The 14,465-nt window shown below is 60.4% G+C and carries 8 protein-coding genes; 3 read left to right on the top strand and 5 right to left on the bottom strand.

The window, feature by feature from the left end; translation table 11 throughout:
• Positions 1-109: 109 nt before the first annotated feature.
• From htpX to WD012_RS03410, 3 genes are all read right to left on the bottom strand, one after another.
• Entirely contained in the window at positions 110-1,084 is a 975-nt protein-coding gene (gene htpX, locus WD012_RS03420) for a zinc metalloprotease HtpX (RefSeq protein ID WP_339562390.1), read from the bottom strand.
• Between the two features lie 315 nt (positions 1,085-1,399).
• The gene (locus WD012_RS03415; protein WP_339562389.1) at positions 1,400-2,860 is read right to left on the bottom strand and encodes an FAD-dependent oxidoreductase; all 1,461 of its coding nucleotides are present in this window, start codon (positions 2,858-2,860) and stop codon (positions 1,400-1,402) included.
• A 523-nt stretch (positions 2,861-3,383) separates the two neighbouring features.
• Positions 3,384-4,436: a RelA/SpoT domain-containing protein gene (locus WD012_RS03410; RefSeq protein ID WP_339562388.1), complete on the bottom strand. Its 1,053-nt coding sequence runs from the start codon at positions 4,434-4,436 to the stop codon at positions 3,384-3,386.
• 148 nt (positions 4,437-4,584) lie between these two features.
• Between WD012_RS03410 and WD012_RS03405 the strand changes: the two genes are divergently transcribed.
• Positions 4,585-5,040, top strand: coding sequence for a Panacea domain-containing protein (locus WD012_RS03405; protein ID WP_339562387.1), 456 nt, complete (start codon positions 4,585-4,587; stop codon positions 5,038-5,040).
• Between the two features lie 905 nt (positions 5,041-5,945).
• On the opposite strand, the gene WD012_RS03400 is transcribed toward WD012_RS03405, so the two are convergent.
• Together WD012_RS03400 and WD012_RS03395 are read right to left on the bottom strand one after the other, a co-directional pair.
• Positions 5,946-8,327: an HAD-IC family P-type ATPase gene (locus WD012_RS03400; protein ID WP_339562386.1), complete on the bottom strand. Its 2,382-nt coding sequence runs from the start codon at positions 8,325-8,327 to the stop codon at positions 5,946-5,948.
• A 1,413-nt stretch (positions 8,328-9,740) separates the two neighbouring features.
• Positions 9,741-12,083, bottom strand: a complete 2,343-nt coding sequence (locus tag WD012_RS03395; RefSeq protein WP_339562385.1) for an MDR family MFS transporter — start codon at positions 12,081-12,083, stop codon at positions 9,741-9,743.
• A gap of 745 nt (positions 12,084-12,828) precedes the next feature.
• Here WD012_RS03395 and pdxS point away from each other — a divergent pair.
• On the top strand, positions 12,829-13,707 hold the full coding sequence (pdxS, locus tag WD012_RS03390; protein WP_015449602.1) for a pyridoxal 5'-phosphate synthase lyase subunit PdxS: 879 nt from the start codon (positions 12,829-12,831) through the stop codon (positions 13,705-13,707).
• A gap of 1 nt (position 13,708) precedes the next feature.
• Positions 13,709-14,320, top strand: a complete 612-nt coding sequence (gene pdxT, locus WD012_RS03385; RefSeq protein WP_101451607.1) for a pyridoxal 5'-phosphate synthase glutaminase subunit PdxT — start codon at positions 13,709-13,711, stop codon at positions 14,318-14,320.
• Positions 14,321-14,465: the final 145 nt, after the last annotated feature.

Raw genomic sequence — 14,465 nt, 5'->3', positions numbered from 1 at the left:
ACACTCAGCACACCGTCACCGTCGGTATCGGCTTCTACCGACACTCGCAGCCACCTCACCGTCGGCAGAAGGTTCTGACGACACCCGGCAACCGCCTCACCGTCAATAGTCAGCGGCCGTACTGGGAGTAAGCGGGCTGGGCGGTCTGCTGGTAGGGCACCTGCGGGGTCTCGCCCGGCATGGTGACGGCGGCGCCGTGCATTTCGTGGGCCATCTGCATCAGCCGGTTGATGCGGTCGGCGGTCGGCGGATGGGTGGAAAAGAGCTTCTGGAAGCCTTCCTCGCTGAACGGGCTTTCGATCATCATGGCTGCGGTGCTTTGATTTCCAGCGGTCGCGGCCATCGGATGTTCCTTGACGCCGTACGAAATCTTGTACAGCGCGGATGCGAGCGCCTCAGGGTCTCCGGTCAGCTTGCTGCCGTCCTCGTCGGCGTCGTACTCACGCGTCCGAGAAATCGCAAGCTGGATCAGCGACGCCCCAATCGGCGCGAGAATAGCACTCAATATGACCCCCAGGAAGCCCAGCGGCCCGGAATCGCGGTCATCATCATCGCCACCGCCGAAATACATAAGCGCATAGCCGAGATACGTGATGACCGTCGCCATGGCGGATGCGATAGCGGACGTGAGGATGTCGTGGTTGTACACGTGCATGAGCTCGTGGCCGAGCACGCCGCGCAATTCGCGCTCATTGAGAATCTGCAGGATGCCTTGCGTGCAGCAGACGGCGGCGTGATGCTCGTTGCGGCCGGTCGCGAAAGCGTTTGGGCTCATGGTCGGCGCGATGTAGATGCGCGGCATGGGCTTGCCGGCGCGGGCGGACAGTTCGCGCACAATCCGGTACAGTTCAGGCGCTTCCTGCTCGGAGACATGACGCGCGCCCATCGATGCGATGGAGATGCGATCCGAAAACCAGTATGAGATGAATGTGCTGGCCACGCCGATGATGAGATACACCACCAGCGTGTCCTGACTCGCGCCGGTCAGCCACCAAATCAGCATGATGATAGCCCACATCAGCCCGAACAGAAAGACTGTTTTCAAGCCGTTGCAGTGACCATGCACCTTCATGTTGCCGTTCATGGTGTTCACACTAAAAGCCGCTTCTGAGTTTTTTCTGAATACGCGCTTGATGAATGGCACGTCATGCCTGCGGATAGCGCGGCGGCGGTGTCGCAACATACGAAAAACGTTGCGACACCACCGTTTCTTGGCTTCGCTGATTGGGCTGCGCGATGCTACGCCTTCAGCTCAGCGTGCAGCATACCGGACTGCCGGCGTTACCGGCAACGTTGCTCAGCCAGCGATACCCAATCCGGGTAACTTGACAACCTTACTCAGCAACGCTGCCCGCCAGCGCTGCCCGGCAACACTACTCAGCAGCGCCAACCAGCAACGCTACTCAGCGTGAGCGAGCGCGCGCATCTGCTCAGGCTCGATGACCTTCTTGTGTTCGCGGCCTTCCTTCGCGCCTTCGGAGCGTTCGAACGCGTCGATCCGCTTCCAGCCGGCGAAATCAATCGGCTTGACACCGCGCTCGGCAAGCAGGCGGTCGATGGATTCGGGGTCACGGTCGGGGGCGATACGGCCACCCTCGGCGGCCTTCGACAGGTCCTCGAGCATATTGGTGACGATCATCAGGGCGTCGGACTTCGTAGAGCCAATCAGGCCCACCGGTCCGCGCTTCGCCCAGCCGGTCGCGTACAGGCGGTCGCGCACGTCGCCGCCATCGGCCTCGGTGGTGATACGGCCGTCGCCGCCCGCGTTCGCCAAGTGCGCGTGACGCTCGTCATACGCAATACCGGGCGCAGTGGCCGGCTGATAGCCGATGGCATGGTACACGGCCTGTACGGGGTAGTCGGTGAACTCGCCGGTGCGGTGCATCACGCCGTCGGCACCGGTTTCCGTGCGTTCCACGCGAATCGCCTTGACCTTGCCGTCCTCGCCGAGCACCTCGGTCGGCGCAGAATTGAAGTGCACGTAGTACTTGCGGTCCGCCGGGTTGCCTTCGAAATCGACGTCGCCGTCATCTTCCATGTCTTCAGCCATTTCGCGGATCGCGTACAGCTCCTCGACCATCTGACGGGTCAGCTTGTTCTTGCCGGCTTCCTCAATGGTGTCGTCGTCAAGCTCGAAATCGTCCTCGTTGATAATCAGCTGGACGCCCGGCAGCTTCTCCATCTCGCGCAACTCCTGCACGGAGAACTTCGCCTGTGCAACGCCACGACGGATGAACAGGTGCAGTTCGCGCGCCTTGTTGCCCTTGATGCCCTCGTACACGTTGTCGGGGATGTCGGTGCGGGCCTTGAGGTCGTCGGCGTTGCGCATGAGCTCGCGGGCGACGTCCATTGCCACGTTGCCGCCGCCGATTACGGCGACCTGCTGCGCGTCCAGCGGCCACGTGCGGGCGCCTGTTGGGTAGCCGTCATACCATTCGACGAATTTCGCAGCGCCGTACACGCCGTCCAAGTCCGCGCCGGGCAGATTCAGCGGCTTGTCCTTGACTGCGCCGGTTGCGAAAAGCACGGCGTCGTAGCGCTGCAGCAGATCGTCCAGCGTGACGTCCTTGCCGAACTCCACGTCGCAGTACAGGTGGATGTCAGGGTTGTCGAGGGTTTTCTCGAGTGCGTCCGCAATGAATTTGATGCTCGGATGGTCCGGGGCGACACCGTAGCGCACCAGGCCGAAAGGCACCGGCAGCTTCTCGAACAGGTCGATGCGGGCGACCGTGCCCACGCCGAGCTTCTCGCCTTCCTTGCGCAGCTGGCGCAGGAAGATATCCGACGAGTAGACGCCTGCCGGGCCGGCGCCGATCACTGCAATCCGCAGTCCGTTCTTGTCATCATGTTCGTCAACCATGCATTCCAGCCTAACGCAACCTCGGTAATTGCGGAAGATGTACGAGTGCCGTGCGACCGGGCAGTCGCACCGCAGGCCGATAGCTGCTGTTGGCCCCAAATCCCGCCGCCTACCCACCCGCCGTGCGATCAGCCGGTTACACCACGGGCAGGTAGCAGACAATCAAACAGAATCCTCCGACGCATCGGCCTGCCGTGTAACCAAGCAGTCGCACAACAGGCAAATAGCCGACACTGGCACCGGATTCCACAACACACCCACCCGCCGTGCGACCAGCGAATCACACAACAAGCAGATAGAAAGGCAACAAGGAAGGATTCCCAAATAACCCGTCACCATGCGACTCAACAATCGCACCAAGCACTCATCACGACATGAGGAAACCAAATCCAACTCGATCAAATCCGACTCGATGTCGTGCACTCACCAAATGAGGAACAATGAACATTAACTGGCACACTTCACGGAATTCACAACCGCCCAGGAATCGTAATATCAACATGAAATCCGGCGAAGTGGTCTGTCATTGAATGAAATCCTTCACTCGCATGACAAATTCCTGCACATTGGATGAGTAGTTTGGATAGGCGAGTTTCAACTGGTCGGGATTCTGCGCATAGACAAGGACCACGTTGTCGAACAGAGTCGACTCATTGGCCTTACTGGCGTTTTCGGCATTCTGATATGCGCGGATTGCAGTATCAAGTGCACCCGCAGAAAACACGCTCATGTTGAGGATTTGCTCGGCACGAGAGAACTCCAGCAGATACAGTCCTGCCCCTTCAGTATGCACTTTCTCGGACCACGGCACCGGAAAAACCGTGTCGCTTGATGCTTCAAGGTCATCCAACAATGCCATGAAACCGGGTGTTGAACGGATTGTCTTGGCAATTGTGTCTCTGTCCATGCCTTCGAACCCTGCCGGTATCGATGTCCCCTCCTCTATTGCAAAGGCTGTGGATGCAATACGGAGGAAGTCGCGCATGCGTTTCTCTGTTTCGGAGAGACTCTCCTCAGGCTTTGGCGTCTTGAGATCGAGACTGTATATTTCTCCGGTGGCTTCAACAGTCGTCGCCCAGTAGTGCTGAAGCTTTGTACGAATCTGTATCTCAACACGGTAGAGAAGAGGGTTCTTTCCTTCACCGGCGTGGATTTGAACGACATCGTGGTAGCTGCGATAGCCACTGGATTCCGGACGATCGATATAGTTCTTAGGTTGCTTGGCGTTCGGGAATAAGTCATGCATCCGCTGGCAAGCATCCTCCAGCTGACGCATGTCATCGACGATGAGCCTGCAACCGCCAATGTCATCAATGGCACCAAGCTCGAAGGCATTTCCGTGACGTTTCAGCTTGGATAGGATTGACGGCTGACGCTTTAATCGATATGTCGCCACGCTGCCTGGAAATTCCTTGGAAATCTTGAGAAGACGCCGGAAGCTCTCCTGGGTCGGAACAATGTGCTGCTCCCTCCACTGGAGCATGACTGCCAGCGCGTTCTGATACTCTTGCGACTCCGGTGAGCAGTCGCGCAAAGCGTTTCCCGCAACTGTCGCTTTCCTGCGACTTACGTCCATCTTCACCTCCGGCTCAACAACTTGCCTTGTCCATTTCCACGCGTATCATGGATGTCTCAAAGATTCCGGATAATGGCAATCGTAACGCACCGCAGAAAACATTACAGAGGACAACATCGCAGAGAAAAGCATCAGAGGGGAGGGTGGCATGACAACGATAACCGATGTCGCAGCATACATACTCCAGAACAACGGCACGATGAGCACCATGAAGCTCGAGAAACTGTGTTTCTATTCCCAAGCCCAATCATTATCGAAACGCGGCATTCCACTTTTTGACGAAGACTTCCAGGCATGGCGTAATGGGCCTGTGTCGCCGACACTGTTCAATCTTCACCGTCATCTGTTCCTCATCCACGCTGGCGAGCTTGACCCGTTCCTTCCTGATGGCGCACCACGCCTGACGGACGAGGAGAAAACGCTTATCGACATGGTATGCGGGCAGCTCGCGTCAAAGACCGGCAATCAGCTTAGCGAGCGCACACACGCTGAGACACCTTGGCGGGACGCACGTGCCGGGCTTTCGCCGGCCGACCCCTGCAATCGGACAATCGGCAAGGATTCCATCGCGCGATTCTATGCAGCAAACCCTGTCGTCCGATAGGGTGCGGTATAACGCCATTCATGCCTGGCGCAACGCATTCATGTCCGGCACATCAATGACCGGTGCATTATGCTGAAAACGCTGAAAGCCGGTGGAACGACAGAAACCACGAGAGTACCTGCCCATGGTGTGACTGGGTAGTCGCACCACGTCAAAGTATCAGCCACCACAACCAAATTTCATGGCATATCCGGCTGTTGTGCGACCAATCAATCACACGGCGGGCGGATAGCAGACGCTGATGCCAAATCCCGCAACGTATTGGCCCGTCGTGCGACTGGGTAATCACACCGCGGACAGATATCGAAACAAAGCAAGAGAATTCCCTAGGCAACCCGCCCGCCGTGCGACCGGCCAGTTACACCACGGACAGATAGAAGACAATCAAACAGAATCCTCCGACGCATCTGCCTGCCGCGTAACCCAGCAGTCGCACAACAGGCAAATAGCGAGCGCCGGAACCGGATTCCACGATGCATCTGCCAACCATGCGACTTGGCAATCGCACCGCAGACAGATAGCGGCCATCCAAGCGGGATTCCGCCACAAAACTACCCGCCGTGCGACTGGGCAGTCGCACAACAGGCAAATACCAGCCGCCGGGCCCAGACCTCGCAACGCACTCGTCCGTGGTGCGACCGATCAGTCACACCACGGACCGATAGCGAGCGCCCGAGCGGGATTCCGCCACAAAACTGCCCGCCGTGCGACTGGGCAATCGCACCACAGGCAGATAGCAGCCACCCCATGCGGAATCCCGCCACAAAACTGCCCGTCGTGCGATCAGTCAATCACACGACGGGCAGACACCAAGCAGAGAAAGAAGGAACCGGGGGCGTATCCCGCCGCCGTGCGACTAGCGAGTCACACAGCAGGCAAATACCAACCCCGAAGCCCGACTCCCCCTACTCGCGGTCGAGCAGCGCGGTCAGCGCCCACAGGATCGACACCACATCAATCGCCTCCTGCAGGAACGCGCCGACAACCGCGGGAATCAGGTTGAATGCGGCACACACCATGCCGACAATCGCCAGCGACAAACCAGCGACTACCGCCTGCAGCATGACACGCTTGGTCCGGCGCGCAATCGCAATCGCCTTCGGCACGCACGCGATGTCATCGTTCATGATGACCACTTGCGCGGATTCCGAGGCGGCGGTCGTCGTACCGTCGGTCATCGCCATGCCGATATCGGCGGCCGCAAGCACCGGGGCATCGTTCACGCCATCGCCGACCATCATCGACACCGGGCGCGTGGTCGATTCGCCGACCAGCTTCTGGATGATCCGATCCCACCACGGCTGCGGGGCGACCTTGTCCTGGGCGGCGGAACGCACCGTATTCACCTTGTCTTCCGGCAGCAGCTCGGAATGCACATCGGTGATGCCGACCTCGTCGGCGATAATGCGAGCGCTGGGCTCCTTGTCGCCGGTCACCATCGTCAAATGCTCTACGCCCAGTTCACGCAGGCGTTGCAACGATTCCTTCGCATTCGGTCGCGGAATGTCCTTCATCACAATACGGGCGGCGAGCTTGCCGTTGATTGCCACATAGGTGGCCATTTCGTCAGGCGCGAGACCGCCGAAGCGGCTGTCCGGGAAGAAGTCTAGCGGTGTGGCGGATTGCGGCTGCAGCCCGGCATTCACCTGGGACTGCGTGACATACGCGAAACGACCGACACTCACGTTCAGCCCGTTGACCTTGCCGGAAATACCCTTGCCGGCATCCTCATGGATGTCCTTGACAACCGGGTAATCACCGCGACGATGCCCCGGATCGGTTGCAGGTTGCGCGCAATTGCGGTTGCCCTTGTCGAAGCGGTCATGCAGACGGTCGAGCGCGGCGGCACCCGCCTTCACGATACCTTTCGCGAGAATATGCACGGAGTAGGTTTCCACAACCCCGGCGAGCATGAGGATATGGTCCTTGTCGATACGGGCGCGGGCAGTTTCGGCTCCAGCTGCGGCCTCAGTGTTCTCTGCACCGGCGGCGACCGTACCGGATTCGGTGACGCGCATCGGGATGCCAGCACCCGCATCCGGCAGCAAATCAACGCGCACGACCTGTGGCTGTTTGACCGTCAGCGTGCCGGTCTTATCGAAGAAGATATGCGAAACGCGGCCAAGATTTTCCAGGATTTCCTGCGCTTTGATCAGGATCCCGGCCTTCGCCAGGCGTCCGGTACCCGCCATGTACGCGACCGGGGCTGCAATCAGCAACGGACATGGTGTGGCGAGCACGAGCACCTGCGCGAACCGCGTCGGCACACCGGACACGCCCCACGCCACGCACGCGATTACCAGTGAAATCACCGTGAACGGCACGGCCAGAATATCCGCGGTCTTGACGACGGTCGCGCGGGAATTTTGCGCGGACGAGACGAGCTCAAGGATGCGCTGATACTGCGAATCATGCGACAACTGGGTGGCACGCATCGTGAATGCGGTCGAGCCGTTGACCGCGCCGGACATGACGCGGGCGCCTGCGAACACCTCGCGGGGCACCGGCTCGCCGTTGATATTGCTCAGGTCGAGAGTCGCCTGGCCGCTCATCAGCACGCCGTCGACGGGGACGGTTTCGCCGGGGAGCACAGTCAGCACGTCATCCAGTTTGACTTCCTCGACCGGGATGGTGCGGAAATGCATGTTGCCGTTGGATGCCGCGGAATCGGCCGGATTCTCCACGGTTTTCGCCGAATCAGCGTTGCCGGGTGCAGAAGTGTCGGGTTCGGAGCCACCGGACGCCGCGCTTGATACCACGCTACCGGACGCCGCGCTATCGGACGCCGAATCGCCGGCTGTGGCACTGCTCACGTCTGCGGTCTTATGGAAGCCTTCCTCACTGCGCTGCGTCTTGCCGGCCGCGGAACCGACACCCGGCAACGTGGCAATATGCGCGGTCTGCGGGGCCGCCTTGATTAGCGCGGTCAAGTTGCTTTCCGCCTTGGATTGCGCGTATTCCTCAATCGCTTCGCCGCTCCAGACCATGAGCACGACGGTCCAGGCAGCCCAGTATTCGCCCACGGCGACCGTGGACAGAATCGCGATTACCGCGAGGATATCAACGCCTACATGCCCGTGCCGTAAATCGTCGACCATGCCGATAATCGTGTCCACGACGGTATACGCGACCAGCGCAATGATGAAGTATTGGCCCAGTGACGGGTCGAGGGAGCCGAGAGAATGGCCCCAAGGGCGGAAGCTCCACAGCAGCGCAATCGGTAATGCGCTGATGATGGTGATGGGTAGGAGCGGTACTCGCTTGCAAAGATCGATGATGCGTTTCATCGTTTCTCCTTACGCTCGTATACGGGGCCGGACGCAAGGTGATTGCATCCGGTTCTGCAATCACGCCTTGTTAACCCACCGACTGCGTTGTTGGTGCCGGGACTTGGGATCCCGGAACAAGCGCCTCCGATACACGGCGTAAAGATGACATATTCAGTTATTGGGGTTCAGTTATGGGGTTCAGTTATTGTTGACCGCGCATGTGCGCGACTTCTGCCATCGTATCAGCTTGCGGGCGACGCTATGGGCAGGCGCGGATGGCGTGTCGTGTTGGATCTTTATCGCCTATCGTCGTCTATCGGCACGGATTGCCGGTCAAGGATTGCCTGGCACGGGAACGCGGAGCCGGTCGTTCTGCATGGTCGTTTGCGGTAAGCCGCCCGACGCGAGTCTCCCGACGCCGGACGCCAAAGGATGACATTACCGATTGTCCGACAAGGGATCGTCCGACAAGGGATTGTCCGACGCGGGATGGTCCAATACGGGATCGTCCGGCGCGGATTTTCTCCCGCGAGCGAACGGCTCTCAGACAATTCGCAGAGAAACACGGGCGTGTTCAATGACTTGCCCGTTACAGTACAAGGTATCAGCGGACAGCCGCTGACCGGGTGCAAACCCGATAATTCAATCCCTTCTCTTCTTCTCTCTGACCCGGCGGTTTCTCTTCTCCCCCGCCGGGTTTCTCTTTTCTCGGCAGATTTCTCTTCTCCCGCCAGGGTTTTCCTTTCGGGTTATAGGGGTTATATCAGTCAACATACGTGTCCGGTGGTGGGGCGTGTGGGAGCCCGGAGCATTGCATTGGTCTCCGCGCGCATCCTGCATGCCGTGACATGCGCGACTGATCAAATCTCGCCGGAAAGTGGCGCTCCGGGCTGCGTTCTGTGGCTTTGCGTATGCCGGGACATACGTCATCTAGCATTACGGCCCCACGGCAGAGCGGAACACCCATCGCCCGGTACGCAACGCATGTCCGGGCATACACAAACCGACATTTCGGCACCAAAACAGGGCGGGACGCCAGCAGCCCGGCACGCAACGCATGTCCGGGCATACACAAACCGTCTACGCCAAAAGCCCGGTTTGCGTCACCAGTTTGTGAAACATCACAAACTATCTACGCCAAGAACCCCGCCAGCGTAACCAGTTTGAGCAAGTACACAAACTGTCTACGCCAAAAGCCCAGTCAGCGTAACCGGTTTGTATCGCACCACAAACTGTCTACGCCAAGGGCCTGATTAGCGTAGACGGTTTGCGAGGAAGGGGCGGGGTCCGCGGCCGTGACTGCGTACCATCGGACGCAGGCTCAGACGCTCAACCGCCCGCACCCAACCTGCCCGCACTCAGGTCACTCGCCCGCAGGCACCACCGTGGTGACCACACCGGCGCGACGCCCAGCTTCGGCCCGCACTCAGGTCACTCGCCCGCGGGCGCGAGGGTGGTGACCATGTATCGCATCAGGTCGGAACGGCTGATTACACCGACCACCTGCTTGCCATCAGCACCACCGGTCACCGGCAGTTTCTTGATGCGGTTGCCGGCAAGCATCTCGCACACGCGGCGAATCGTGGCGTGCACATTCACAGTGACCACGCGATGCGTGCAGATCTCCATCACGTTGATATCACGCAAGCCAGCGACACGCTGCGTGAACTTGTCACCTTGCACCCACAACGCGTAAACGTACGCCATAGACGCCTTGTCGTCAGTATCGCCAATCAGCGTGCGCATGATATCGCCATCCGTCACAAAACCGACCGCATGGTTGTCATCGCCGAGCACTGGAATCCCGGTCGTACCGTTGTTCACCATCACCACGAGCGCATCGTAGGCGCTGGCGGTTGCGGTGACCGAGTAGACGTCACGCTTCATCGCATCAGCCAAGGACGGCTCGTCGGCATGCTCAAGATCCTGCGGCTTCTGCGACTCACCGGCAGCGGCACGCACACGCGCCTTCGCTTCCACGCGCGCCATCGCAAGCGCCGCCAGGAAGCCCAGCACGTCCACCACGAACGCGACGCGGCAAGCCATATCGAAGCCAGCAGCAGCGCCGACCGCCGCAGACTGTCCGGAAGCCTCGCGAGAGGCCGACACCGCGGACAGAATCCCCACGAACACCGACGAACCCACGCATCCGGCGATCTGGAAGGTCGTGGACACAATCGTCACGCCATGCGGATACAGCCGCCGGTCAAGGCTGGACAGCGCGTAAGACTGCGACGGACCCATGACACACGAGCATCCGGCGATCGCAGGCGCATACAGCAGAACGATTCGCAGGCTGGTCGTCGAACGTCCCGTGAACGACAGCGCGAGCACGAAGCAGGCGATAATCGCCATGCCGATGCTCACCAGCCAGCCCACGCCGAACCGGTCGAAAATCTTACCCGCCACCGGCGCAAGCACGCAGGACACTAGGCATGCGGGCAGCAGGGTGAGCGCCGCCTGCAACGGGGAGAAGCCCAGCGCGCTTTCCATGAACATCGGCAGCAGGATATTCATCGAGAAAATCGTCATCAGCGCGGCCACCACCAGCAGTACGCCCAGCACGAACGCGCGGTTTCCGAAGGGTTCCAGATTCAGGAAAGGCTCCGGGATACGACGCTGACGCACCACGAACGCGACCAACGCCGCCACGCCGATCACCAGCGCGATGACAGCGGCGACCGTCTGGCCGGAGAACACCGTGGACACGCCATACAGCAAGCCGATTAAGCCGATTGCGGCGAGCGCCACCGACAGCGCATCCATATGCGGGTGTGTCAGCTGCGCGATATCGCCAATCCACAGGATCGAGCACACCAGGCAGATTGCGGACAAGGTGGCAAGCGCGAAGAACAGGACATGCCATGTGCCGTGAGCGAGCAGCACGCCCGCGGCAATCGGGCCGAACGCCGGACCGAATGTGGTCATCGCGCCGATCAAGCCCATATACACGCCGATTTTGTTCTTAGGCGCGACGGCGAGCGTCAAATTCATGCCGATCGGCACAATCATGCCGGTGCCGAGCGCCTGCAGCACACGCGCGGCGACAAGCACCGCGAAATTCGGGGCGAAACCGCCGACGATGCTGCCCGCGAACAGCAGGATAAGGGACAGCGCCATCAGACGTGACGTGCGGATTTTCTTGTACAGGAATCCGGCGACCGGGACCATCACGGCGGCGGCGAGCATGTACGCCGTCGTCACCCATTGCACGGTGCCGGCGTTCACCGACAGGTCCCGCATGATGGGGTTCAATGCCACGTTAAGGAATGTTTCGTTGAATGTGGCAAGGAATGTGGCGAATCCTGCCACGAAAAGAACACGGCCAGGTTTGATGGTCGAAGTCACGGTTGTCCTTTCATCTCGTTCAGCTGTTGTCGCTGGAGTCTCTCGTTGGTTGTTGCGGTTTGCGCAGTTACGACGTAATCCCCGGTGTTGCGCGCGTTGCCGCCGCGTTTGGCGCTGATGTGCCCCGACGCGGCCCCTGGGTTTGTGCACATTGCCGCCGCGATTAATACGTTCGAGACGCGCAAGACGCTCGAGACGTTCGCCGTGTACGCCGCGTATGCCGTATGCGGTGCCGTTGCGTACTGGTGCCGCCGCGCGGGGATGTGCCGTGCGGGAATGTGCCGTGCGGGGAGGCTGCTGCACAGGAATGCTGCACAGGGATGCTGCCGTAACAGGCGTGAATGCAGACAGCGAGGCCCGGACCGGGTGATCCCGAATCCGTTGATTTTCCTCGATATGCCTGCGAACGAAATGCGTGAGCCGCATTGATGAAAGGCGAAATCTACAAAAATAGCCGCAGTGTCTCATGACACGCATCGTTCAACATAACCGAAAATCCGCGGCTTCGTAAGCGGGCGGGCGTGTCGGGCTGGCGGCGTGGCGGGCAGCGGGAAACAGACAAGCACGGAAGCGGAAGAAGCGGAGTGTGAGCGAATTCTCACACGATGACGGCACCATCCGCCCAGGCACCAGCCCGGCACCACGAAACCGGCAACTGTGTGAGCCAATCCTCACAAAGTCACCTCCCACCCAGCAACATCAGCGAATTCCAACCGCGTCAACCCCCAATGTGTGAGCCAATCCTCACACGATGACGTCACCATCCACCCACACACCGGTCCGGCATCACGAAACCGGCCACCGTGTGAGCCGATCCTCACAAAACCACCCGTCAACCCGCCAAACCGACCAAACCCAGCCGCGCCAGACCCCACCGTGTGAGCCAATCCTCACAAAGTCACCTCCCACCCAGTAGCATCAGCGAATTCCAGTCGTCCCCACCTCACACCCAACCAATCCAATCGCGAATTGGCTGGGTCACAAAATCGCGGATTGGATCGATTTCGTAATGGATTTCAAACAATCAGCCCGCCATAATGATGCGTAATCACTCATGACGGGCGAGAAAACCGCGGAAAATCGCAGATTCGCAACACTCGCAACACTCGCGAGCATTCGACCACGCGACACCGGCGGCAGCCTCCACCCGTCCGAACCGGAAAGGATTGACATGGCCGAAGAAAACCGTGCGGAACTCAACAGGAACCTCGCCCAGATGCTCAAGGGCGGCGTCATCATGGACGTCACCACCCCGGAACAGGCGAAAATCGCCCAGGATGCCGGCGCATGCGCGGTCATGGCGCTCGAGCGCATCCCCGCGGACATCCGTGCGGCGGGCGGTGTAAGCCGTATGAGCGACCCGGCCATGATCAAGGGCATCCAGGAAGCCGTCACCATCCCGGTCATGGCGAAGGTGCGTATCGGGCATATCGCCGAGGCGCGCATTCTGCAGGCCATCGACATCGATTACATCGACGAGTCCGAGGTCCTATCCCCCGCCGACGACGTTTACCACATCGACAAGACCCAGTTCAAAGTGCCGTTCGTGTGCGGCGCGAAGAACCTGGGCGAGGCGTTGCGCCGCATCGCCGAGGGTGCCGCGATGATCCGCACCAAGGGCGAGCCCGGCACCGGCGATGTCATCCAGGCCGTGCGCCACATGCGCACGATGAACCGGCAAATCCACGAACTGCAGGCGCTGCGCGACGACGAGATCTTCGAAGCCGCCAAGAAGCTGGAAGTTCCCTACGACCTGGCCAAGTACGTGCACGACAACGGCCGTCTGCCCGTCGTGAACTTCGCCGCCGGCGGCGTGGCGACCCCGGCCGACGCGGCACTCATGATGGAGCTGGGCGCCGAAGGCGTGTTCGTCGGCTCCGGCATCTTCAAGTCCGGCGACCCGGCCAAGCGTGCCGCCGCCATCGTGCAGGCGACCGCCAACTGGCAGGACGCGGATCTGCTCGCCCGCCTGAGCGAAAACCTGGGCGAGGCCATGGTCGGCATCAACGAGGACGAGATCAAGACCATCATGGCCGCAAGGGGCGAGTGACATGGTCGTAGCGGTCCAGTACATCGAAAAGGAGCAGGGCGGCGACCAGACGCACGACGTCACCGGTATCCTCGCCGTCCAAGGGGCGTTCGCCGAACATGCGGCGACCCTTGACAAGCTGGGTGCGTCCTGGCGTCTGCTCAGGGCGGCCGAGGATTTCGACGACTCCATCAGCCGCGTGATCCTGCCCGGCGGGGAAAGCACCACGCAAGGCAAGCTGCTGCATTCGACCGGGTTGTTCGAACCGATCAAACAGCATATCGACGCGGGAAAGCCGGTGCTCGGAACATGCGCGGGCATGATTCTGCTCGCCAGCAAGCTCGACAACGACGACAACGTCTACTTCGGCGAGCTTGATGCGGTTGTGCATCGCAATGCGTACGGGCGGCAGCTGGGCAGCTTCCAGACGGTCGGCTCGTTCGGCGACATCCACGATTTGCCGCTCGTGTTCATCCGCGGGCCGTATGTCGCGCATGTTGGGCCGAAAGCCACCGTCGAGACGGAGGTGGACGGGCATGTGGTCGGTCTGCGGCAGGGGAACATTCTCGCCACCGCGTTCCACCCGGAACTTACCGACGACACGCGCGTGCACGAGCTGTTCCTGTCGCTGTAGGGCTGCGGGGCGCGGCGAATAGTGCCAGCAGGGCAATCGGGGCAGGAACCGGGAGTTGCGACGTCGTCTCCCGGTTCCTGTCATGTCACGTCGGCAGAATCACGGATTGAGGTGCGCATCTTGCGCGACATCACGCACAAACCGC

It is taken from the genome of Bifidobacterium thermophilum, from assembly GCF_037482445.1.
Taxonomy (GTDB): domain Bacteria; phylum Actinomycetota; class Actinomycetes; order Actinomycetales; family Bifidobacteriaceae; genus Bifidobacterium; species Bifidobacterium thermophilum_B.
Note: the sequence above shows the minus strand (reverse complement) of the source record. Positions and strands in the feature narration are given on the sequence as shown.

Coding starts and splice junctions, on each gene's coding strand:
- htpX (WP_339562390.1), bottom strand. CDS start 1,084: ATGAACGGCAACATGAAGGTGCATGGTCACTGCAACGGCTTGAAAACA.
- WD012_RS03415 (WP_339562389.1), bottom strand. CDS start 2,860: ATGGTTGACGAACATGATGACAAGAACGGACTGCGGATTGCAGTGATC.
- WD012_RS03410 (WP_339562388.1), bottom strand. CDS start 4,436: ATGGACGTAAGTCGCAGGAAAGCGACAGTTGCGGGAAACGCTTTGCGC.
- WD012_RS03405 (WP_339562387.1), top strand. CDS start 4,585: ATGACAACGATAACCGATGTCGCAGCATACATACTCCAGAACAACGGC.
- WD012_RS03400 (WP_339562386.1), bottom strand. CDS start 8,327: ATGAAACGCATCATCGATCTTTGCAAGCGAGTACCGCTCCTACCCATC.
- WD012_RS03395 (WP_339562385.1), bottom strand. CDS start 12,083: ATGCGGCTCACGCATTTCGTTCGCAGGCATATCGAGGAAAATCAACGG.
- pdxS (WP_015449602.1), top strand. CDS start 12,829: ATGGCCGAAGAAAACCGTGCGGAACTCAACAGGAACCTCGCCCAGATG.
- pdxT (WP_101451607.1), top strand. CDS start 13,709: ATGGTCGTAGCGGTCCAGTACATCGAAAAGGAGCAGGGCGGCGACCAG.